This window comes from Pseudomonas sp. R76 (assembly GCF_009834565.1).
Taxonomy (GTDB): Bacteria; Pseudomonadota; Gammaproteobacteria; order Pseudomonadales; family Pseudomonadaceae; genus Aquipseudomonas.
On sequence record NZ_CP019428.1, the window covers coordinates 4,695,792 to 4,716,708 of the forward strand.

Below are 20,917 nucleotides of genomic sequence, written 5' to 3' on the forward strand. Positions count from 1 at the left end.
ATGAGCACTGCATTTCTTTCCGAGCGTGTGCTCGGCATCCAGCCGTCACCGAGCATCGCCGCCAATGCGCTGGTCACCGAGTTGCGCGCCCAGGGCCGCGACATCGTCAACTTCACCGTCGGCGAGCCGGACTTCGACACCCCGGCGCATATTCTACAGGCCGCCAGCCTGGCGATGCACAACGGCGACACCCATTACACCGCCACCACCGGCACCCTCGCGCTGCGCCAGGCGATCTGCCTGAAGCTGCAACGTGACAACGACCTGGCGTACGGCCTGGACGAGGTGGTGGCCGGCTGCGGCGGCAAGCACATCATCTATCACGCGCTGGCAGCCACGCTGAATCGCGGCGACGAGGTCATCGTGCACACGCCGTATTGGGTGTCTTACCCGGATATCGCGCGACTGAACGACGCCACGCCGGTGATCATCCCCGGCGACGAAACCCTGGGCTTCAAGTTGGCCCCCGACGCCCTCGTACAGGCGATTACCCCACGCACCAAATGGGTGATCCTCAACAGCCCGAACAACCCCAGCGGCGCGGTGTACAGTGAGGCTGAACTGCTCGCGCTGGCCGAGGTTCTGCGGCGCCATCCCCATGTGCTGATCATGGCGGATGAGATCTACGAGCACTTCGTTTATGGCGATGCCCGCCACGTGCCGCTGACGCGCCTGGCGCCGGATCTGAAACCTCGCACATTGATCGTCAACGGCGCCTCCAAGGGCTACGCGATGACTGGCTGGCGCCTGGGTTTTGGGGCGGGGCCGGCGTGGTTGATCGCCGCCATCGCCAAGTTGCTGTCGCAAACCACCACCTGCCCCAGCTCCTTGAGCCAAGCCGCGGCGGTGGCGGCCTTTGCCGGTGAGCAGGCGCCCATTGCCGACATGCGCGCGGAGTACGTGCAGCGTCGCGCACTGATGCTGGATCGTTTGGCCGGCATTCCGGGCTTGAGCGTGACCCCACCCGACGGCGCGTTCTATGTGTTCGCCAACGTCAGCGCGCTGATGGGCAAACTCACCGCGCACGGTGAAACGTTACAGAGCGACACCCAACTGGTGGACTACCTGCTGCGCGACTACGGCCTGGCCACGGTCAGCGGCGCGGCGTACGGCATGTCGCCGTATGTGCGCCTGTCTTTCGCCAGCGCGCCGGACGTGATCGAAGAAGGCTGTCGTCGCCTGAAAGACGCCTGCCACGACCTGCGCTGACACCCTTCGCTGTACCCGGCGGCCAACGGATGGCCGCTGTTTTGACTGCCTAGAACAACAACTTAAAATCATTGATTACAAATGAGGCATTCCTATGTACACGCCCCGCATCGCGCTGGTCTGGCAAATCATGATCGGCTTGCTCGCCGGTATCGCCCTGGGTGCCCTGTTGCACCGCTTTCCCGAATCCCGGCCATGGCTGGTGGACAACCTGCTGCAACCGGCCGGCGATATCTTTATCAAGCTGATGAAAATGATCGTGGTGCCCATCGTGTTCGCCTGCATGGTGGTGGGCATTGCCGGGCACGGTGACGGCAAAACCCTGGGCCGTATCGGACTGAAATCCCTGAGCTATTTTTTCTGCATTACCACCCTGGCAATCATTGTCGGGCTGATCATGGGCAACCTGTTCAAACCCGGCGCCGGCACTGAACTGGCCAGCCTGCAGGCGGCGAACATTACATTGCCGACCAGCAACGGTGGCGGCCATAGCCTGGGGCAGATCATCGTCGGCATCATCCCCGACAACGTGATCAGCGCCATGGCCCAGGGCAGCCTGTTGTCAGTGTTGTTTTTCGCGGTGATGTTCGGCCTCGGCGTCTCGCGCTTGCCCGCCGAACGCAAAGACCCGGTAATCGCCCTGTTGCGCGGTGTGTCGGAGGCGATGTTCAAGGTCACTTCGATGATCATGGCCTACTCGCCCATCGGCGTGTTCGGGATGATCGCGGTCACCGTCGCCAACTTCGGCTTCGGCTCGCTGATGCCGCTGGCCAAGCTGATCATGGTCAGTTACCTGTCCATCGCGTTCTTTGTGCTGGTGGTGCTCAACCTGGTCGCGCGGTTATGCGGGATCAACTTGTTCGCGTTGATGCGCCATATCAAGGATGAACTGGTGCTGGCCTTCTCCACCGCCAGCTCGGCGGCGGTGATGCCGCAACTGATGAAGAAGCTGGAAACCTACGGCGTGCCGCCGTCGCTGGTGAGCTTTGTGGTGCCGGTGGGCTACTCGTTCAACCTCGACGGGGCTTCATTGTTCCTTGGTATCGGCACGCTGTTCGTGGCGCAATTGTATGGCATCGACCTGAGCCTGGCGGACCAGGCGTTGCTGGTGGTGACCATGGTGCTTACCTCCAAAGGCGCGGCCGGTGTGCCGGGGTTTATGTTTGTAATTCTGTCAGCCACGCTGGCCAGCGCCGGGTTGCCGTTGGAGGGCATTGCGTTTATTGCCGGGGTTTATCGGTTGATGGAAATGCCGACGACGGCGCTGAATGTGTTGGGGAATGCGTTGGCGCCGTTGGTGATTGCGAAGTGGGAGCGGCGTGGGGCAGACACTGCGTCACAGACCGATACCCAGGTGCTTTCCACACGACTTTAAGCAACAAAAATAGCCAGGCTCACTGCCACCTCTATATAGTAACGCTTCGCATTTACCGATTTACCAGAGGAACGCGCGCCCTCGCGCAGACGGCGCGCGTCATTGTTTAGAAGGATCTTTATGCAAAGCGTTACGCTCTTCCCGGCGCGCCTGTTCGGTGCAGCGGTGGTGGTCGTCTGCGGGCTGTTCAGCGCACAGGCAAATGCCGATTACACCGACCGTTCCCTGACCGTCGAAAAAAATAGCCAGGCCTACGTGGTCAATGCCGACGGCAGTTTTGTGCTCGACTTCGAGCTGGTCTCGCGCATCAATGAGGAACGCGCGATCAAGCCCAACGCGCAACGCTCGGTGAGCTTCAACCGCTCGCTGGAAACCGTGGACATCGTGGAGGCCTACACCCAGAAAGCCGACGGACGCAAGGTGCCGGTGGCTGCCGACCAGATCAAGGAACAGCAGGAGCAGGCCTCAGCCGAAGCGCCGATGTTCCAGGACTCACGCGTCAAAGTGGTGATCTTCCCTGACGTAGCCGTCGGTGACCGCATGGTCTTGCGCTACCAGCGCCATCGCACCACCGCGATGTTCCCCGGACAGTTTGAAGACCTCTACGCGCCGGATTTCTACGAGAACCAGCAGATCCACTTCACCTACGACATGCCAGCCGACATGCCCTTGTTCGCTGACGTCAGGGGTTTCAAAGCCGCCAAGCCCACCACCGCCAACGGGCGAAAAATCTACCGCTGGGACCTGCAACCCACGCAGAAAAACCGCGTTGAAGTCGGCTCCGTCGCTTACACCGATTACGGGCAACGCCTCGCCGTGTCGACCTTCACTGATTACAAACAGTTTGCCCAGGCGTATGCCGCCAGGGCGCAGGTTGAGGTGACGCCCGCCATTACCCAGCTGGCCAGGGAACTCACCGCCAACCTGGACACCCCGCGCAGCAAAGCACTGGTGCTGAGTGACTGGGTGCGCAAGAACATTCGCTACGTCGCGGTTTACGTCGGCAATGGCGGCGTGGTGCCGCACGCGGCGCAGGCGGTGCTGGATAACCGTTATGGCGACTGCAAGGACCACGTTGCCTTGCTCGAAGCGCTGCTCAAGGCGGTGGCCATCGAAAGCTCGCCCGCGCTGATCAACCTCGGCGACGCCTACCTACTGCCGAAGGTGCCGACCCTGGGTTTGCTTAACCATGCGATCACTTACGTCCCGACCCTCGACCTTTATCTGGACTCCACCGCCACCCCCATCGCCGCCGGCTACCTGATGATTCCGGAACTGGGTAAACCCGTGTTGCTGACCCAGAGCGGCGAACTGGCGCGTACACCTTCAAACCAATTGGGCAAGGTGGACGGCACGCTGCACTTCAAGATCGACCCGAGCGGCGCGGCGGACTTCACCAACGGCACCACGGTGGAAGGCTGGGCCACGGAACTCAATCGTTTCCTGTTCAAATCCATCATGCCTGCCGACCGTGATCAACTGACCCAAAAAGTCCTCAGCATGTACGGGCAAACTGGCAGCGGCAAGATTGAAACCGACCCCTTGGAAGGCAATGCCGCCACCTTCACGTCCACGGTCAAAGGGCGTACCGACAACCTGGTCAACCTGCCCGGCCCCACGGGCGTACCGACGCTCAGCAGCCTCGCGGGCGGCATCGGCCAGAACGTGTTCAGCCTCATGGCGGAACAAGACCGCACGCAGGCCTTCATCTGTACTTCCGGCACGATTGAAGAAAAAGCGCGCTTCGACTTCCCCAAACAATTGAATATCCTCGCGGTGCCCAAGGCTGTAACGCTCAACACCGGTGGATTCAACTACCAGACCACTTACGTCAAGGAAGGCAACAGCGTACTCATCACCCGCAGCTATGCGTTCAGCCACCCCGACGCGCTGTGCAGCCCGCAGGATTTTGTCGCCATGAAGCCGGCGATTGAAGGCATGGTCAACGACCTGAAAAGCCAGATTATCGTGCAGACGTTGTAACCCCGTCTCACTGATTCTCTGTGACAGGCTGATGCGCGGGAAGCCACACAGAACTTTCAGTTGAACACACCGAAAACTGGCGCGGTGAGTGCTGAGCTATCGACACACCACCCGCCGTCGCTTTTACCCCTCAAGCGACCGTTTTTTGGTCACCATTCACAGACTTAAAGCGCATGCCTGCGAGTCCAGCCATTTCAAAGCGGCGCTTGAGATCTTCATTTGCGTGCACCTTGGCTTCATCCGATGCTCGAAGTACTCCCACACGATTGCGGGATCGATATTTTCCCGTCGCACTATCTCGTCGACGACTGCCTGATCACCCGCTTCATGGAAGATCCCAAGCGTTGATAGCGTTTCAACCGAAGGACAATAAGCGGTTATCCAATCGCCGCATCGATTACACAGGCGGTGGGTGGGGCGAGTGATCATCGGTTCAGTCCATGCGCGGGGGATTCAATACAGTAGCTTGGACCATGAAGCGATGCATTGATGAGAGACGGCTTCATGCACACTCACGCTGTGCGCGATGATTGCCGCGAGAAAATCTGGGCAAAAAAAAAGCCTGCATCTCTGCAGGCTTTTCTCTATCTGGCTCCACGACCTGGACTCGAACCAGGGACCCAATGATTAACAGTCATTTGCTCTACCAACTGAGCTATCGCGGAATGCGCCGTATGTTACTGATTAAAAAGAAGAAGTCAAGCACCGAGGGTGCATTCGGCGAAATTCCTGCAAATCACCGCTGCCACCCTCTACACCGGGCTGGCCATTTCCCTGGCCAAATCCAGCCAGGCGCGAGCCGCCGGTGGCAGGTGCGCGCTGGCGCGCCAGGCCAGGGCGATGTGCCAATCGGTGTGGGGTTCGTCCAGCGGGATCAGGGCGATGCCGGGGTGTTGGTGCTTGTGCGCGAGCATGCGTGGCAGGAAGGCGACGCCCAGGCCTGCGGAGACCAGGTCGACGATAAAGTCGATTTGCCCGCTGCGCGCAGTCACCCGTGGCGTGACGCCTTTGCGTTCGCAGGCAGCGAGGATCTTGGCGTTCAGGGCGAAGCCGGCTTCGAACAGGATGAACGGTGAGTCGGCCAGGTCGGTGAAGTCGATGCGTTTGCGCCGGGCCAGCGGATGGCTTATGGGTAATACGGCCATCAGCGGTTCATTGCGCACGGGTTGGTAGTCGAACCCTTCATCCGCCGGTAATAACAAGGCCGCCAGGTCGACCTCGCCGGCTTCCAGGCATTCGCGCAGGCGTTTGCTGCCGTATTCGGTGAGTTCGATCTCGATGCCTGGGTAGCGCGTGCGGTAAGCGGCGAACATCGCCGCAAACAGGACGCCGCAGCCTACGGGCGGCAGGCCGATGCGCAACACGCCGCGCTTGAGGCCGCGCAGGTCGTTGATCTCGGCAACCAAGTCGCTCTGCTCGGCCAGCAATACCAGCGCGCGCCGGTAGGCGATTTCGCCGGCGGCGGTGAGTTCGTTGCGGTGGCCGAGGCGATTAAGCAGCGGTGTGCCCAATTCATCTTCCAGCGTCTTCACCGCCTTGCTCACGGTGGATTGGGTCAAGGCCACCACGTCAGCCGCTTGGGAGAAGCCGCCCTGGCGCACCACTTCAACAAAGGCACGCAATGTTCGCAGGTTCATCGGTATTCCTTTAGCGACTGGATACTAGTAATAAAAGTTGTTTTTATCATGCCAGCTTTTTGCTTATGGTGAAGCGACCTTGCGCTATGGAGAACCCGTTCATGATCATCTCGTCCGCCTCCGACTACCGTGAAGCCGCCAAGCGCAAGCTGCCGCGCTTTCTGTTCGATTACATCGACGGTGGCGCCTACGCCGAGCACACGCTGCGCGCCAACTGTTCGGACCTGGCCGAGATCAGCCTGCGCCAACGCATCCTGCGCAATGTCGACAAACTCAGCCTGAAAACCACCTTGTTCGGCCAGGAATTGGCCATGCCGGTCATTCTCAGCCCGGTCGGCCTGACGGGCATGTACGCGCGGCGTGGTGAAGTGCAGGCCGCCAAGGCGGCGGCGAACAAGGGCGTGCCGTTCTGCTTGTCGACGGTGTCGGTGTGCTCGATTGAAGAGGTGGCATCGCAAAGCCCGCAGTCGATCTGGTTCCAACTGTATGTGCTCAAGGACCGCGGCTTTATGCGCAACGCCCTGGAGCGCGCGCAGGCGGCCGGTGTGACCACGCTGGTGTTCACGGTGGATATGCCCACGCCGGGTGCACGCTACCGCGATGCGCACTCGGGCATGTCCGGGCCGTTCGCCGCTTCGCGGCGCATGCTGCAGGCCGTGACCAAACCGCAATGGGCCTTCGATGTGGGGCTGATGGGCCGCCCGCACGACCTGGGCAATATTTCCAAATACCTCGGCAAGCCGACGCACCTGGAAGATTACATCGGCTGGCTGGCGAACAATTTCGACCCGTCGATCAGCTGGAAAGACCTGGAGTGGATCCGCGAGTTCTGGAAAGGCCCGATGATCATCAAAGGCATTCTCGACCCACAGGACGCCAAGGACGCCGTGAGTTTCGGCGCGGATGGCATCGTCGTCTCCAACCACGGCGGCCGCCAGCTGGACGGCGTGCTGTCCACCGCAAAAGCCTTGCCGCCGATTGCCGAGGCGGTAGGCGATGACCTCACGGTGCTGGTGGACTCCGGCATTCGCTCCGGGCTCGATGTGGTGCGCATGCTCGCCCTGGGCGCCAAGGGTTGCCTGCTCGGGCGAGCCAACGCTTATGCATTGGCTGCCGATGGCCAGCGCGGGGTGGAAAACCTGCTGGATATCTTCGCCAAGGAAATGCGTGTAGCCATGACGTTGACCGGTGTCACCTCAATCGATCAGATTGACCACACAACGTTGGTTCAATCAGTCAAATAACCGGCGCCATTCGCTGACGGCCGTTTTTGCTTCTAAAAACGGTCGTTGATTTATAAGGCGTTTTAATAAGTTAAACGAAGTGGCATGAATCTCGCTCTAACCCTATCCAGCAGGTTAAGCGATGACAAGACGTGTGGCAGAGCCCAGGGGTTATAACCCCGGGCAAAGCGGTTTAAACTGTTTCCAATGTTTTACGGAACTGAAGGAACAGTAAGACGCTTGGCATTCGCCACTCTCATCGAGCCTGTAAGACAGTTAAGTGCTTAGAGGCCGTCAGCTTATGAAATCACCGACCCAGACCAACGCAATTGACTTCGACAGTGCCAAATTGCAACGCCTGGGGTTTGGTCAACCAGCCCTTCGTCCCCGCCGCCCCGTCACCTTCAACGAACTGCGCCAGCAACTGGGTCAGCAATTGCAGACCAGCCTGGAGCCGGAACGCATCCTTGGCCTGTTCTTTCGTGAGATCCAGCGTCTGGTGCCCTTGGACGCCTTGCAGTATCGCCATGAAGCCAGCGACCTGCGCCTGGAATTTGGCCATCGCGGCCACCACTCGGTGAGCTACACCTTGAGCCATGAAGGCGAGCATTTGGGCGAGCTGATATTCCGTCGCAACCAACGCTTGATGGACGACGAACTGAGCCAATTGGAAGCGCTGCTGGCCACCTTGCTCTACCCGATGCGCAACGCCCTGCTCTACCGCGCCGCCACACGCAGCGCACTGCGCGATCCGTTGACCGAAACCGGCAATCGCATTGCCATGGACCAGACCCTGCAACGGGAAATCGACATGGCCCGGCGGCACATGAGCCCGCTGTCGTTGCTGATGCTGGACATCGATCACTTCAAGAATATCAACGACACCCACGGCCATGCGGCCGGCGACAAGGTACTGCGCGCCGTGGCTGGCTCGATCAAAGGCCAGCTGCGCAACGTGGACATGGTGTTCAGGTTTGGCGGCGAAGAGTTTTTGATCCTGCTGTCGAACACCGGCCGGGATGCTGCCAGCATGGTCGGCGAGCGCTTGCGCCGGGCTGCACAGGCTCAGGATTATTGGGCGGATGACACCAAGATTGAATTGACGGTGAGCCTGGGTTGCTCAACCTTGCTGGCCGCCGAGTCTGCCGACAGCCTGCTGCGCCGCGCTGACAGCGCCTTGTACGTGGCCAAGCGCGAAGGCCGTAACCGCTTGGCAATGGCGGGGTAAACACCCCGCCATCACGCGTGGATCACGCCTCGCTGGCGACGCGTGCCTGACGCTCGCGAATCGCTACGGGCGCCGTATCCTTGGCTTTCTCATTCTCCAAGCGCATGCAACTTTCCAGAAACAGGAACATGTAGTCGTAGCTCTTGCACACGGCCTGGCGCAGTTCTTCCTGCAGGGTTTTACTCGGGTTCATCCCCGCCAGGGTGCAGATGATTTCCAGGGCTTCCCACGGGTGGGCGTCGTCGTACTGGGCGTGCATCTTCAGCCACTTCATCGCGCGCTTGCGATCTTCCTCAGGGAAGGCGGCCGCATACACGCCAGTAGAACACACCACGGCGGACCACTCCCCCGTCGCCCCTTCGATTGCGTAGTTGGTCGCAGCAATCGCCACGATCAACGAATCGGCCGAACTGGTATGCCAGCACCAGTGACTCAGTGCGTGTAATTCAGGCGGTACGTTCTGCGCTTGCAGCTCTTCAAGGCTGACGCCATGGGCGCGGGCCCAATGTACCCAGTAATCGGCATGGTTCAGTTCCACGCGAATATTACGCATCAGCCAGCGGCGCGCCATATCCTCCCCAGGATGGCGGGCAAACTTGGTCTTGGTCAGGTTTTGTGCCATGTACAAGGCAAACTGTTCCACCACTGGCCAGCCACCGATAAGGTAATGGCGCATGGTCTTGGCGCTGAGCGTGTTGTCACGCATGCGCTGATACAGTTCGTGCTCGACAACTCGGCGCTTGCTCTCGCTACAGGCCTGGATCAATTGTTGCGCCCAGGCAGGGTAACTTGAGGCTTCCATAAGCGGGCCGGTTCTGTTGAAGGTGTCGATCACTGTAAGGCTCCTTTTAAAGTGTGATTGTACAGACCAGCAGTTGTTTCAGCGGAATGTGCCGGGCGCCTTGAATAACAGAGGCTGCGGCCGCACAGGTCGACACTGCAAGCTATCAAAGGTAAACAATTGCGGGCGTTCAATCAGGTAGCCCTGAGCGTAATCCACACCAATCTCAAGTAAAGCCTGTTCGATCTGTGGCGTTTCAACAAACTCTGCAATTGTGCGCTTACCCATGACGTGGCCGATGTGATTGATCACTTCGACCATCGCGCGGTTAATCGGGTCGTCCAGCATATCCTTTACGAAACTTCCATCGATCTTCAGGAAGTCTACAGGTAAATGTTTGAGATAGGCGAATGAGGACATTCCGGCACAAAAGTCATCAAGTGAGAAATGACAACCTAACGCTTTGAGTTCATTAATAAAACGAATGGCGCTACCTAAATTTGCAATAGCACTGGTTTCAGTTATTTCAAAACATATCATTGCCGGTGGAATGTTATAAGCCGCGAATTGCTCACGTAAAAAACCGAGAAAATCGTCATCGCCAATGGTTATACCTGACAGATTAATCGCACACATCGCCAGTGGCCGGCCTGGCCGCTCGCGTAAACAGTTGGCGATAATCTTGAACACGTTCTCGACCACCCAGCGGTCCAGCGACGTCATCAGGCCGTAGCGCTCGGCCGCCGGGATAAAACTGTCCGGCAGAATGATCCGACCGGCTTCATCGTGCAGGCGCAGCAGAATTTCGATATGCCCATTGCCGCCATCGGTGTGCCCCAAAGGCGAAATTTCCTGCGCATACAGGCAAAACCTATTCTCCTCCAAGGCCATGTGCAGGCGCTGCACCCAGGCCATTTCGCCGAAGCGCAGAGACAACTCCGAGTCATCGGCATGGTAGACCTGCACGCGGTTGCGGCCCTTTTCCTTGGCCATGTAACACGCCATGTCGGCGGCGCGCAGCGATGTTTCCAAGGTGGTCGGCGTCTGTGAGATATGCACCAGGCCAATACTGACGGTGGTCATGAACGGCCGGCCTTTCCACACGAAATGCAAATTCTGCACGGTATGGCGCAGGCTCTCGGCGATTTTTTCCGCAACCGGTGCCGGGCAGTTCTCCAGCAGGATGCCAAACTCGTCGCCGCCCAAGCGCGCCAGGGTGTCGCCTTCGCGCAGGTCCGATTGCAGCAACGCGCAGATATGCCGCAGCAACTCATCGCCCGCGGCATGCCCGCAGGTATCGTTGACCAGCTTGAACTGGTCCAGATCGAGGAACATCAAGGCATGTCGCGGGTTATGCTGGCGCGCTACCTGTTGCAGCACCTGTTCCAGGCGGAACTCGAATTCGCGACGGTTGGCCAGGCCCGTCAAGGCATCGTGGGTCGCCTGCCACGACAGGTTGGCAATGTATTGGCGCTCCCGGGTCATATCGTGCAGCACCAGCACCGCGCCACTGACCTTGCCGGCACTGCGGATCGGCGCGCCCACCAGCGTCACAGACACCGTGGTGCCGTCCACCCGCTGGATCAGCTTGGAATGCTCGCTGCCGCCACTGAATTCGCCCTTGATAATGTGCTCGACCAGCGTAAATCCATCGGGCTCGGCGTTTTCATCAAGCAGGCTGAATAACGCCGCCAGGGGCAACCCTTGGGCCTGGGCCGTCGTCCAGTGGGTCAGCGCCTCGGCCGCCGGGTTCATGTAGGCGATGGCACCGTCGACATCGGTGGTGATCACGCCGTCGCCAATCGATTCCAGGGTAATCTGCGCCCGCTCTTTCTCCGCCTGCAGCGCGTTGGCGAACGCGTGGCGCTGGGCCAGCAATTTGTGCGTGCGCAGCAACGCCAGGGCAATCAGGCCCAGGGCGGTGGTCAGGTTGGTGATCAACAGCAGCCGCAGGATGACTCGCGAGCCCTCGCCCAAGGCATCGCTGAACGCCTTGGCGGCCGGCGTGACGCCATCGTTGATAGCGGTGATGCGTGCCTTCCAGTCCTTTACATCGCTGCTGCTGACCTGATTACTGCTGATCGCCCGGTGCATCCCCCGGGCCAAGTCATCCAATTGCACCAGATAACTATCGCCCACGGTCCACAACTCGATGGCTTTTTCCAGGTAGCTGAAATGGCGAAAGTTGAGGTACAGCCAGATCAGGCTGGAAACGTCATCCGGGTGGTTGCCGCCCTTGAGGATCCCCTGGCGCGCCGCAGGCAGGTCGGGTGTGGGGCGGTCCAGCGCGATACGCAACTCATGCCCGCCTTGGGGCACGGCGATGGCTTGCTGGTACTTGAGGTAGGTGGCGGGGTCGCGATTATCGGCGTAAAGCGTCAGGTAGTAGATGGCGTCTTTCTGGCCCTTGGACCACAGGCTCTCGCCCGCCACATACCCGCGCACCGCTGAAAGCACGTAGAGACTGACGCAGCCTAACAATGCCTGGAACAGCACAACGGCGATAAAGGGCCAGACAATGCCCAGCAGCCGAGGCGTTCCGAGAGTACGCTTTTGCTTCATGAAGTCCCTTGCACATGCACAGCTGAATACGCACGCGAAAATCCGCTCCTGATAGCACAGCCTAGGCTAATTCAGCGCACTTGTTGCAAATGCCCATAGAGTTTGGCGTACAACCCGCCCTCTGCGATCAATTGCTGATGGTCGCCATCCTCGGCGATATGCCCGCCATCGAACACCAACACGCGGTCAGCCTGCTTCACCGCCGACAGCCGGTGCGCGATGATCAGTGTAGTACGCCCACTGAGAAACCGTGCCAGCGCCTGGTGCAGGTTGTATTCGGTCGCCGCATCGAGTGCCGAGGTGGCCTCATCCAGAATCACCACTTTCGGCTCAGCCAGCACCATCCGGGCGATGGCCAGGCGTTGGCGCTGGCCGCCGGAAAAACGCACGCCGGAGCGTCCGACCACACTGTCCAGGCCCAACGGCAATGCCCTGACGGTTGCGTCCAACTGGGCGATTTCCAGCGCCTGCCAGCATGCCTGGTCCGAACGCGTGCGGCCCATGGTCAGGTTGGCGCGCACCGTGTCGTTGAACAACGCCGGGTGTTGCAGCACCACGGCAACGTTCTCACGGATGGTCGCAAGGCCGATCTCCTGTTGGGTCGCGTCGCCAAAACGAATGCTGCCGGCCTGCGGTGTGTAGAGCCCGAGCAACAGTTGCACCAGGGTACTTTTGCCGCCGCCGCTGGCGCCCACAATCGCCACCTTCTCACCCGGCGCAATGGTCAGGTTCAACTGGTTGAGCACCAGTTCTTCGCCGTAGCCGAAATCCAGCCCGCGCACCTCGATACCCACGGTCTCCCGCCCAGTGAACGGGTCTGCGCCACCGGCGTATTGGGGTTCGTCGGCACGCGCCAGCAGCTCGTTGATCCGCGTCAGCGCGCCGCCTGCCGCGTAGAACGCATATTGCAGGTTCAGCAGTTGCTCCACCGGCCCGATCATGAACCACAGGTAGCTGAACACCGCGAGCATCTGCCCGATGGAGAGGTCAGAAAACAGCACCGTGAGCATCGCCGCCGCGCGGAAAATGTCGATTCCGAACTGAAACAACAAGCCACTGGCGCGGCTGGAGGCGTCGGTTTTCCATTGCGAGTGGATCGCGTAGTCGCGCACTTCCTGGGCGCGCTGGCCCAGGCGCCCGAGGAAAAAGCCCTGGCGGTTGCCGGCACGCACTTCCTGGATGGCGTCGAGGGTTTCGGTCAACGCCTGGGTGAAGCGCGACGTGCTGTCGTTCTCCAGCTTCTTCAGGTGTTTGACGCGCTTGCCCAACTGCACCGTGGCGTAGATCACCAACGGGTTGAACAGCAGGATCAACAACGCCAGCTGCCAGTGCATCCACACCAGAATCGCCGAGGTGCCGACCAGGGTCAGCATGGCCACCAGGAAACGGCTGAGGGTTTCGCCGACAAACTTGTCCAGCGTGTCCAAATCCGTGACCAGGTGCGTGGTGACGGTGCCACTGCCCAGGCTTTCGTATTCGCCGAGGGAAATGCGCTTGAGCCGTTCAATCAGGCGCACCCGAATGCGGTACACGATGTCCTTGGCCAGCCGCGCAAACAACCGCGCCTGCACCACGTTGAACACCAGCGCGCCGCAACGCAGGCACAGCGTCACCAGCAACATCAGGCCGATATAACCGGCAGCCTTCTGCCAGCCCAGGGGCAATGCGTTGTTCATCACCTTGAGCGCTGCGTCGCCACGGCCCAGCAGCACTTCGTCTACCAGCAAGGGCAACAGCAATGGGATGGGCACACTGCACAGGGTCGCCAGCACGGCGACGCCATTGGCGATCCACAGGGATTTCTTGTGCCGCAGGGCCAGGCGGCGAATTTCTGCCCAGGTCAGTCGGTCGGTGCGTTGAGGTTGGTCTTGCCCAGGCGTGTCATGCACAGGTGGCTCGCTCCAGCCATCGGGCGAGCAAAGGCGACAGCTCGGACAGCGGCTGGTAGCCGTTGGTCAGTAGCGCCAGCTGGCCATTACGCTCGGCCAACAGGGTCGGGAAACCGGCGATACCCAGATCCTGCACCCAGGTGAAATCGGCGGCTGTGGCGGCATGCTGCTCGGCACGGTCGAACGCACCGGCGAACTCGATGCGCGGGATGCCCGCCTGCTCGGCCAGTTCGACCAACACGCTGGCGAGAGTCACGTCGCGGCCCTCGACATAAAACGCGCGCTGGATCAGCCCCAACAGCTTCCAGGCGCAATCCGGTGCCAGGCTGCGCGCGGTGACGATGGCCCGACACGCAGGCTCGGTGTCATAGACAAAGCCGTCGGGCAACGCGCCGTCACGCTTGAACGGCTGACCAGTGGCCTCGGTGACCGCCTGCCAGTGCTCAAGGATATAGCGCCGAGTGGTCGGCTCCAGCGCCGCACCGCTGCCGGTACGCAAGCCACCCACCACCAGGTGCAGCTCCACGCCTGCGGCCTGGGCCTGCTCGACCAACGCCTCGGCCACCGGGGCAAAGCCCCAGCACCAGGAACACATCGGGTCCATCACATAGAGCAGGCGCGCGGGCATGGGTCAGGCCTCGGAAGGGGTTTGCTTATAGTTAAAGCCAATCGGGTGCGGCATATTGCGGGCCTTGGCCAGCTCGATCTGCTTCTGCCGGTCAATCGCGCTGCGGCGGGTCTTCTCCGGCAGCTTATCCCAGCAATGCGGGCAACTGATGCCGGCCACATAATGCTCGGACGCACGGTCTTCGACGCTGACCGGTGTACGGCACGCATGGCATTGATCGTAGTCGCCTTCGCTCAAGTCGTGGCGCACGGTCACACGGTTGTCGAACACAAAGCAGTCGCCCTGCCATTTGGTCTCTTCCTGGGGCACCTCTTCGAGGTACTTCAGGATGCCGCCCTTGAGGTGATAAACCTCGTCAAAGCCTTCGCTGAGCATGTAGCTCGAGGCCTTTTCGCAACGAATGCCGCCGGTGCAGAACATGGCGACTTTCTTGTGCTTGGCCGGGTCGAAGTTGGCTTTGATGTAGTCGGGAAATTCGCGAAAACTGGTGGTTTTCGGGTCGATTGCGCCTTCAAAGGTGCCGATCGACACTTCGTAGTCGTTGCGCGTGTCGATCAACAGCACTTCCGGGTCGCTGATCAGCGCGTTCCAGTCCTGCGGGTCGACGTAGGTGCCGACTTGTTTGTTCGGGTCGACGCCTTCGACGCCCAGGGTCACGATCTCTTTTTTGAGCTTGACCTTGGTGCGGTAGAACGGCTGGTCGTCGCAGTACGACTCTTTGTGGTCGATGTCGTCCATGCGTGGGTCGTTTTTCAGCCAGGCCATCAGGCCGTCAATGCCTTCGCGGCTACCGGAAACGGTGCCGTTGATGCCTTCTTCGGCGATCAGCAAGGTGCCTTTGATGCCGTTGTCGACCATCGCCTGCAGCAGTGGCTCGCGCAGGGCGACGTAATCCTCGAGGGTGACGAACTTATACAGTGCCGCCACGACGATCGGTTGAGTCATGGGTGTTCTCTCCAGGTGGCTACCCTCGTAAGGGGTGAACCGGATGCAAAAAAAACGCGCCGGCTAAGCGGCGCGTTGCGGATTCTAACAAATGCCGGGTGTCAGAGACACCTGATCATTAATCATGCCCGCCGGCGCAGGTCGGCGAGGCCGGGGCTGCGTCGATTTTCGCCCATTCTTCAGGCGTGTAGGTATGCAGCGCCAACGCATGAAACTCGCTCATAAGGTCACCCAGGGTGGCGTAGGCCGTCTGGTGGCGCTTGACGCGGTTAAGCCCCTCGAACTGCTGGCTGACCAGCACGGCCTTGAAGTGGGTCTGCAACCCACGGCTGTGCATATGGCTTTCGTCCAGCACGTTCAAGTGTTGCGGGCTCAAGGCGGTGAGCGCCGTTTCGATACGCTGTTGCATGGTCATTCCTGCTTACTTCTTCTTGGCCGGTGCAGCGGCTTTAGGTGCCAGCTCGTTGGTCATGTCTTCCAACAGCTTGTTCACCACCGGCACGGCGCTTTCCAGCTTGGCTTGGGTCATCTGGGCCGATTGTTGAGTCAATTGCGGCATTTTTTCCAGGACTTTCTTGCCCAGTGGCGACTGGTAGAACGCAACCAGGTCCTTGAGCTCGGATTCGCTGAAGTTAGTGGTGTAGAGCTTGACCATGTCCGGTTTCAGCTTCGGCCAGCCGATAGCCTGGTCCAGAGCGGCGTTAGCCTTGGCCTGGTAGCTGTCCAGCACGGACTGCTTGGCGGCAGGCGCCTTGGTCTGTTCGAAACGCTGGGCAAACATTTGCTGCACTTGCATGTACACCGGCGTACCCAGCTTGTCAGCGTGGGCCAGGGTAAGGAAGGCTTCGGCACTGGCGTTATGGCTGGCGGTATCGGCAAACACTTGGCCGCTGGCGCAAACCAGAGCAACCGCGGTACAGATGGCACGAAGACGAGTCATCGAGTTTCCTTTCTAGCAGGCGAGGTATTACCCCCAAGGGCGGCTATTCTGCGCCTAAAAAACGAAATGTCTCAACCCCACCCCTTATTGGGCCGGGTTTTGCGGGACTTGGGCCGGGTGAAAAGTCTTTTATGGAACCCCACTGGCCCATCACGGCCTAAACTGCGCAAACGAACCTGAAGGAGTGTGCCCGATGAGCCGTATCGAAACCGACAGCCTGGGAGAAGTCCAAGTCCCGGATGACGCTTACTGGGGCGCGCAGACCCAACGTTCGCTGGTGAACTTCGCCATCGGCGAGCAACGCATGCCGTTGGCGGTGCTGCATGCCCTGGCGCTGATCAAGAAAGCGGCGGCGCGGGTCAACGACCGCAATGGCGATTTGCCTGCCGATATCGCCCGGCTGATCGAACAGGCCGCCGATGAGGTGCTCGACGGCCAGCATGACGACCAGTTCCCGCTGGTGGTGTGGCAGACCGGCAGCGGCACCCAGAGCAACATGAACGCCAATGAAGTGATCGCCGGCCGCGCCAACGAGCTGTCGGGCAAGACCCGTGGCGGCAAAAGCCCGGTTCACCCTAACGATCATGTGAACCGCTCGCAGAGTTCCAACGACTGTTTCCCTACAGCGATGAGCATCGCGACGGTGCAAGCGGTGAACAAGCAACTGCTGCCGGCAATCACCAACCTTTCGGGCGGCCTGGCGGAACTGTCGGCACGGCATATGAAACTGGTGAAGACCGGCCGCACCCACATGATGGACGCCACGCCGATCACCTTCGGCCAGGAACTCTCGGCCTTTATCGCCCAGCTCGATTACGCCGAACGCGCGATCCGCAGTGCCCTGCCTCCGGTGTGCGAACTGGCCCAGGGCGGCACCGCCGTCGGCACCGGGCTCAATTCGCCCCATGGCTTTGGCGAGGCGATTGCTGCCGAGCTGGCCGCGTTGTCGGGGCTGCCGTTCGTAACCGCACCGAACAAATTCGCCGCCCTTTCCGGCCATGAACCGCTGGTGACCTTGCACGGCGCGCTGAAAACCCTGGCCGTGGCCTTGATGAAAATCGCCAACGACCTGCGCCTGCTGGGCTCCGGCCCACGCACCGGGCTGGCCGAGGTCAAATTGCCGGCCAACGAACCCGGCAGCTCGATCATGCCCGGCAAGGTCAACCCCACCCAATGCGAAGCGCTGTCGATGCTGGCCTGCCAGGTACTCGGCAACGACGTAACCATCGGCATTGCCGCCAGCCAAGGGCATTTGCAGCTGAACGTGTACAAACCGGTGATCATCCACAACCTGCTGGAATCGATCCGCCTGCTGGCCGACGGTTGCAACAACTTCCAGGAACACTGCATCGCCGGCCTTGAACCGGATGCCGAGCAAATGGCCGAACACCTGGAACGCGGGCTGATGCTGGTGACCGCACTCAACCCGCACATCGGCTACGACAAATCGGCGCAAATCGCCAAAAAAGCCTACGCCGAAGGCCTGACGCTGCGCGAAGCCGCGCTGGAGCTAGGCTTCCTTACCGATGCAGAGTTTGACCAATGGGTACGCCCGGAAAACATGCTGGAAGCCGGGCATTAAACTCAGGTTTTTGATCTGCTGTTGATGTGCTTTTGATCTTGATCTTGATCTCAGGCGCCCCGTCAACCACGCTGGCCGCACGCAGGCTTGAATCCGTGGGTAACCCGGCAGGACGCCGGGTTAGCCGCGCTGGGCCAAGGATGGCCCATCGCGGCGGCCCACGGATTCAAGCCTGCGTGCGGGCACACCGAAGCGTGAGCGAGGTGCCGAGTGGTGGGGCGAGGACTTTTTGCTTACTTTTTGGTCCCTCAAAAAGTGAGCCGCTGTAAGAGCGGAACCCTAAGCGGCCGTTACCGCAGTAATGGATATGTACTCCGACTAGACATCCCTGCCAACCGGGAGGCCGCCTTCGCGAGCAAGCCCGCTCCCACAGTTAAAAACAGTGCTGCATCAGCAAGATTTGGGTTGGCCGGAAGGCCGCTATCGCAGGCAAGCCAGCTCCCACAGTTGAACCGGGTTCCCACAGTTGAACCTGTTTACAAAAATATAGCTTCGGCGCTTCCGTCATCAAGACGCCAAGCGCACCCGCCGAGCCCTGAGCCCAGCCAGCAACGACGGCGCCAGCGCCACAGTCGCCGACCCCAGCACCACCACCAGCGCCCCCACATAGCCCAACGCATTGATCTCTTCGGCCTGCACAAAATCCGGCCATAACCACGCCGCCAACGCCACCGCCACAAACGTCACCAATGGCGTCAACGCCAACGTCGCACTCACCCGCGAAGCCTCCCAATGCGCCAGCGCCTCGGCAAACGCACCGTACGCCACCAGCGTATTCATGCAGCACGCCAGCAACAACCAGCCTTGCAGCGGGCTCAGCTGCAGTGCCTCCAGCGGATGCGCCCACGGTGTGAGCAGCGCGGCGCAAGACAGATAGATCACCATCATCACCTGCAACGAATTCCACACCGTCAGCAACTGCTTCTGGCCCAAGGCGTAGAACACCCAGATGGTGGTGGCCAGCAGGATGGTCAGCACCCCGGCGGTGTAAGTGCCCAGGGACGTCAGCATTTCCACCAGTCGCTGGTTGAAGAACAGCCCAAAGCCGATGATCAACACCACCAGACCCACGCCCTGCCCCAGGCTGAAACGCTCCTTGAACACAAACACGCTGGCGACCATCAGGAATATCGGCCCCATCTGCACCACCAACTGTGCCGTGCCGGGGCTGAGCATTTTCAGGCCCACCAGGTACAGCACGTAGTTGCCCACCAGCCCGCACACCGCCATGGCCACCAGCCAGCCACCCTTGGGGCCGAGTACTTTGCGGCTGGGCAAGCGACGAGTGAGTGCCAGGTAGATAAACAAGCAGCTGCCGGCCACGACCAGGCGAAACCAGGTGACTGTCACCGGGTCCATCACTTGCAGCACTTGCTTGAGTTTGATCGGCAGAATGCCCCACAGGAACGCGGTCAGCAGGGTCAAGCCAAAGCCATAGACCCAGCGGCCGGAAGAGATGTGCATGAGTGCCCCGAATGCCTGAGGAAGTGGAGGCAGCATTCTAGGGGGACCAAGGGGTGCCTTGGCGAGCGATATTTTCCAGAACAGCACAAATCAAAGGTGGGAGCTGGCTTGCCTGCGATAGCGGTGGGTCAGACAAAAAATCTCGACAGATACACCGCCATCGCAGGCAAGCCAGCTCCCACATTGCCCCTATTCCTTCAATGAGATTTAGCGCACCGCTTCGAACAGCCCGGTGGCCCCCATGCCGCCGCCCACGCACATGGTGACGATGCCATAGCGCAGATTGCGCCGTTGCAACTCGCGCACCAAATGCCCGACTTGCCGCGAACCGGTCATGCCGAATGGGTGCCCAATCGAGATCGAGCCACCATTAACGTTGTATTTGGCGTTATCAATTTCCAGGCGGTTACGCGCATACAGGCATTGCGAGGCGAAGGCTTCGTTGAGTTCCCACAGGTCGATGTCCGCCACCTGCAAGCCTTTGGCCTTGAGCAACTTGGGCACCGAAAACACCGGGCCGATGCCCATTTCGTCCGGCTCGCAGCCGGCCACGGTAAAGCCACGGAAAAACGCCTTGGGCTTGAGGCCCAACGCCAGGGCTTTTTCCAGGCTCATCACCAAGGTCATCGAAGCGCCGTCGGACAGCTGCGAGGAGTTGCCGGCCGTCACCGAGCCGTCCTCGGCGAAGACCGGCTTCAACCCCTGCAAGCTGGCGAGCGTGGTGTCGGGGCGGTTGCAGTCGTCGCGATCAACCACGCCGTCCAGCACCTGTACCGCGCCAGTGTTCTTGTCCTCGACTGCGTACTTGACCGTCATCGGCACAATTTCATCGTCGAACAAGCCATCGGCCTGAGCCTGGGCAGTGCGCTGCTGGCTTTGCAGGGCATACAGGTCCTGCTCTTCGCGGCTGACGTTGTAGCGGCGCGCGACAATCTCGGCGGTCTGGCCCATGGGGAAATAGATGCCCGGCACCTGTTCTTTAAGCAGTGGGTTGATCAGGTTGTCGGTGTTGACGCTTTTCATGGTCAGGCTGATCGACTCAACCCCACCGGCGACGATGATGTCGCTGCAACCCGAGGCAATCTGGTTGGCCGCGATGGCAATCGCCTGCAAGCCCGAAGAGCAGAAGCGGTTGAGGGTCATGCCGGCCGTGCCGGTGCCCAGCTGTGAAAGCACCGCCACGTTGCGCCCGATGTTGTAGCCCTGGGCGCCCTCGTTAGAGCCGGCGCCGACGATGCAGTCCTCGACCGTCGCCGGGTCGATGCCATTGCGGGTCAGCAGCGCATTCACGCAATGGGCAGCCATGTCATCCGGACGGGTCTGATTGAACTTGCCGCGAAAGGATTTGGCCAGGCCGGTTCGCACGCTGTCGACGATCACTACTTCACGCATGGGCTACCTCGATCTTGTCATTGTTGGAAGATGGATCGAGGATAGATCCAGCCCTAGCCAACCGCGACGATCATTCACC

General features: G+C 60.4%; 17 protein-coding genes and 1 tRNA gene. 6 read left to right on the forward strand and 12 right to left on the reverse strand.

The window, feature by feature from the left end; genetic code table 11:
* The 3 genes from PspR76_RS21100 (at position 1) to PspR76_RS21110 (ending at position 4,567) form a co-directional block, all read left to right on the forward strand.
* Entirely contained in the window at positions 1–1,209 is a 1,209-nt protein-coding gene (locus PspR76_RS21100; protein WP_159958425.1) for a pyridoxal phosphate-dependent aminotransferase, read from the forward strand.
* A 94-nt stretch (positions 1,210–1,303) separates the two neighbouring features.
* The gene (locus tag PspR76_RS21105) at positions 1,304–2,584 is read left to right on the forward strand and encodes a cation:dicarboxylate symporter family transporter (protein ID WP_159958427.1); all 1,281 of its coding nucleotides are present in this window, start codon (positions 1,304–1,306) and stop codon (positions 2,582–2,584) included.
* Between the two features lie 120 nt (positions 2,585–2,704).
* On the forward strand, positions 2,705–4,567 hold the full coding sequence (locus PspR76_RS21110; protein ID WP_159958429.1) for a DUF3857 domain-containing transglutaminase family protein: 1,863 nt from the start codon (positions 2,705–2,707) through the stop codon (positions 4,565–4,567).
* 156 nt (positions 4,568–4,723) lie between these two features.
* Here PspR76_RS21110 and PspR76_RS21115 read toward each other — a convergent pair whose 3' ends face one another.
* The 3 genes from PspR76_RS21115 to PspR76_RS21125 all read right to left on the reverse strand — a co-directional run bounded on the left by PspR76_RS21115 (position 4,724) and on the right by PspR76_RS21125 (position 6,204).
* Positions 4,724–4,996, reverse strand: a complete 273-nt coding sequence (locus tag PspR76_RS21115) for a hypothetical protein (RefSeq protein WP_159958431.1) — start codon at positions 4,994–4,996, stop codon at positions 4,724–4,726.
* 160 nt (positions 4,997–5,156) lie between these two features.
* Positions 5,157–5,232, reverse strand: a tRNA-Asn gene (locus tag PspR76_RS21120).
* 87 nt (positions 5,233–5,319) lie between these two features.
* Positions 5,320–6,204: a LysR family transcriptional regulator gene (locus tag PspR76_RS21125; RefSeq protein ID WP_159958433.1), complete on the reverse strand. Its 885-nt coding sequence runs from the start codon at positions 6,202–6,204 to the stop codon at positions 5,320–5,322.
* Between the two features lie 101 nt (positions 6,205–6,305).
* Between PspR76_RS21125 and lldD the strand changes: the two genes are divergently transcribed.
* Both lldD and PspR76_RS21135 read left to right on the forward strand, forming a co-directional pair.
* Positions 6,306–7,448: an FMN-dependent L-lactate dehydrogenase LldD gene (gene lldD / locus PspR76_RS21130; protein ID WP_159958435.1), complete on the forward strand. Its 1,143-nt coding sequence runs from the start codon at positions 6,306–6,308 to the stop codon at positions 7,446–7,448.
* Between the two features lie 280 nt (positions 7,449–7,728).
* Positions 7,729–8,655: a GGDEF domain-containing protein gene (locus PspR76_RS21135; RefSeq protein WP_159958437.1), complete on the forward strand. Its 927-nt coding sequence runs from the start codon at positions 7,729–7,731 to the stop codon at positions 8,653–8,655.
* Between the two features lie 22 nt (positions 8,656–8,677).
* Here the strand turns inward: PspR76_RS21135 and PspR76_RS21140 are convergent, their stop codons facing one another.
* The 7 genes from PspR76_RS21140 to PspR76_RS21170 form a co-directional block, all read right to left on the reverse strand.
* Entirely contained in the window at positions 8,678–9,457 is a 780-nt protein-coding gene (locus PspR76_RS21140; RefSeq protein WP_442966828.1) for a TenA family transcriptional regulator, read from the reverse strand.
* Positions 9,458–9,535: 78 nt separating this feature from the next.
* Positions 9,536–11,998 carry an EAL domain-containing protein gene (locus PspR76_RS21145; protein ID WP_159958441.1) on the reverse strand — a complete coding sequence of 821 codons (2,463 nt, stop codon included), beginning with the start codon at positions 11,996–11,998 and terminating at the stop codon, positions 9,536–9,538.
* 71 nt (positions 11,999–12,069) lie between these two features.
* Positions 12,070–13,887 (reverse strand): ABC transporter ATP-binding protein, encoded by a 1,818-nt coding sequence (locus tag PspR76_RS21150; RefSeq protein WP_159958443.1) that lies wholly within the window; start codon positions 13,885–13,887, stop codon positions 12,070–12,072.
* Positions 13,880–14,482 carry a DsbA family protein gene (locus tag PspR76_RS21155; RefSeq protein ID WP_174245684.1) on the reverse strand — a complete coding sequence of 201 codons (603 nt, stop codon included), beginning with the start codon at positions 14,480–14,482 and terminating at the stop codon, positions 13,880–13,882. The genes PspR76_RS21150 and PspR76_RS21155 overlap by 8 nt, the downstream gene beginning before the upstream one ends.
* Positions 14,483–14,518: 36 nt before the next feature.
* Positions 14,519–15,460 (reverse strand): oxygen-dependent tRNA uridine(34) hydroxylase TrhO, encoded by a 942-nt coding sequence (gene trhO / locus PspR76_RS21160; RefSeq protein WP_159958447.1) that lies wholly within the window; start codon positions 15,458–15,460, stop codon positions 14,519–14,521.
* A gap of 118 nt (positions 15,461–15,578) precedes the next feature.
* Positions 15,579–15,875 (reverse strand): BolA family protein, encoded by a 297-nt coding sequence (locus tag PspR76_RS21165; protein WP_159958449.1) that lies wholly within the window; start codon positions 15,873–15,875, stop codon positions 15,579–15,581.
* A gap of 6 nt (positions 15,876–15,881) precedes the next feature.
* A complete protein-coding gene (locus tag PspR76_RS21170) occupies positions 15,882–16,400 on the reverse strand; it encodes a DUF2059 domain-containing protein (RefSeq protein ID WP_003175221.1) in 519 nt (172 codons plus the stop codon).
* Between the two features lie 193 nt (positions 16,401–16,593).
* Between PspR76_RS21170 and PspR76_RS21175 the strand changes: the two genes are divergently transcribed.
* Entirely contained in the window at positions 16,594–17,982 is a 1,389-nt protein-coding gene (locus PspR76_RS21175; RefSeq protein WP_159958451.1) for a class II fumarate hydratase, read from the forward strand.
* 507 nt (positions 17,983–18,489) lie between these two features.
* Here the strand turns inward: PspR76_RS21175 and PspR76_RS21180 are convergent.
* Entirely contained in the window at positions 18,490–19,446 is a 957-nt protein-coding gene (locus tag PspR76_RS21180) for a DMT family transporter (protein ID WP_159958453.1), read from the reverse strand.
* A gap of 207 nt (positions 19,447–19,653) precedes the next feature.
* Positions 19,654–20,838 carry a thiolase family protein gene (locus PspR76_RS21185; protein ID WP_159958455.1) on the reverse strand — a complete coding sequence of 395 codons (1,185 nt, stop codon included), beginning with the start codon at positions 20,836–20,838 and terminating at the stop codon, positions 19,654–19,656.
* Positions 20,839–20,917 lie beyond the last annotated feature (79 nt).

What these genes read in the sequence shown, in the direction of transcription:
- PspR76_RS21100 (WP_159958425.1), top strand. Translation starts at nt 1, where the DNA reads ATGAGCACTGCATTTCTTTCCGAGCGTGTGCTCGGCATCCAGCCGTCA.
- PspR76_RS21105 (WP_159958427.1), top strand. Translation starts at nt 1,304, where the DNA reads ATGTACACGCCCCGCATCGCGCTGGTCTGGCAAATCATGATCGGCTTG.
- PspR76_RS21110 (WP_159958429.1), top strand. Translation starts at nt 2,705, where the DNA reads ATGCAAAGCGTTACGCTCTTCCCGGCGCGCCTGTTCGGTGCAGCGGTG.
- PspR76_RS21115 (WP_159958431.1), bottom strand. Translation starts at nt 4,996, where the DNA reads ATGATCACTCGCCCCACCCACCGCCTGTGTAATCGATGCGGCGATTGG.
- PspR76_RS21125 (WP_159958433.1), bottom strand. Translation starts at nt 6,204, where the DNA reads ATGAACCTGCGAACATTGCGTGCCTTTGTTGAAGTGGTGCGCCAGGGC.
- lldD (WP_159958435.1), top strand. Translation starts at nt 6,306, where the DNA reads ATGATCATCTCGTCCGCCTCCGACTACCGTGAAGCCGCCAAGCGCAAG.
- PspR76_RS21135 (WP_159958437.1), top strand. Translation starts at nt 7,729, where the DNA reads ATGAAATCACCGACCCAGACCAACGCAATTGACTTCGACAGTGCCAAA.
- PspR76_RS21140 (WP_442966828.1), bottom strand. Translation starts at nt 9,457, where the DNA reads ATGGAAGCCTCAAGTTACCCTGCCTGGGCGCAACAATTGATCCAGGCC.
- PspR76_RS21145 (WP_159958441.1), bottom strand. Translation starts at nt 11,998, where the DNA reads ATGAAGCAAAAGCGTACTCTCGGAACGCCTCGGCTGCTGGGCATTGTC.
- PspR76_RS21155 (WP_174245684.1), bottom strand. Translation starts at nt 14,482, where the DNA reads ATGTGTTCCTGGTGCTGGGGCTTTGCCCCGGTGGCCGAGGCGTTGGTC.
- trhO (WP_159958447.1), bottom strand. Translation starts at nt 15,460, where the DNA reads ATGACTCAACCGATCGTCGTGGCGGCACTGTATAAGTTCGTCACCCTC.
- PspR76_RS21165 (WP_159958449.1), bottom strand. Translation starts at nt 15,875, where the DNA reads ATGACCATGCAACAGCGTATCGAAACGGCGCTCACCGCCTTGAGCCCG.
- PspR76_RS21170 (WP_003175221.1), bottom strand. Translation starts at nt 16,400, where the DNA reads ATGACTCGTCTTCGTGCCATCTGTACCGCGGTTGCTCTGGTTTGCGCC.
- PspR76_RS21175 (WP_159958451.1), top strand. Translation starts at nt 16,594, where the DNA reads ATGAGCCGTATCGAAACCGACAGCCTGGGAGAAGTCCAAGTCCCGGAT.
- PspR76_RS21180 (WP_159958453.1), bottom strand. Translation starts at nt 19,446, where the DNA reads ATGCACATCTCTTCCGGCCGCTGGGTCTATGGCTTTGGCTTGACCCTG.
- PspR76_RS21185 (WP_159958455.1), bottom strand. Translation starts at nt 20,838, where the DNA reads ATGCGTGAAGTAGTGATCGTCGACAGCGTGCGAACCGGCCTGGCCAAA.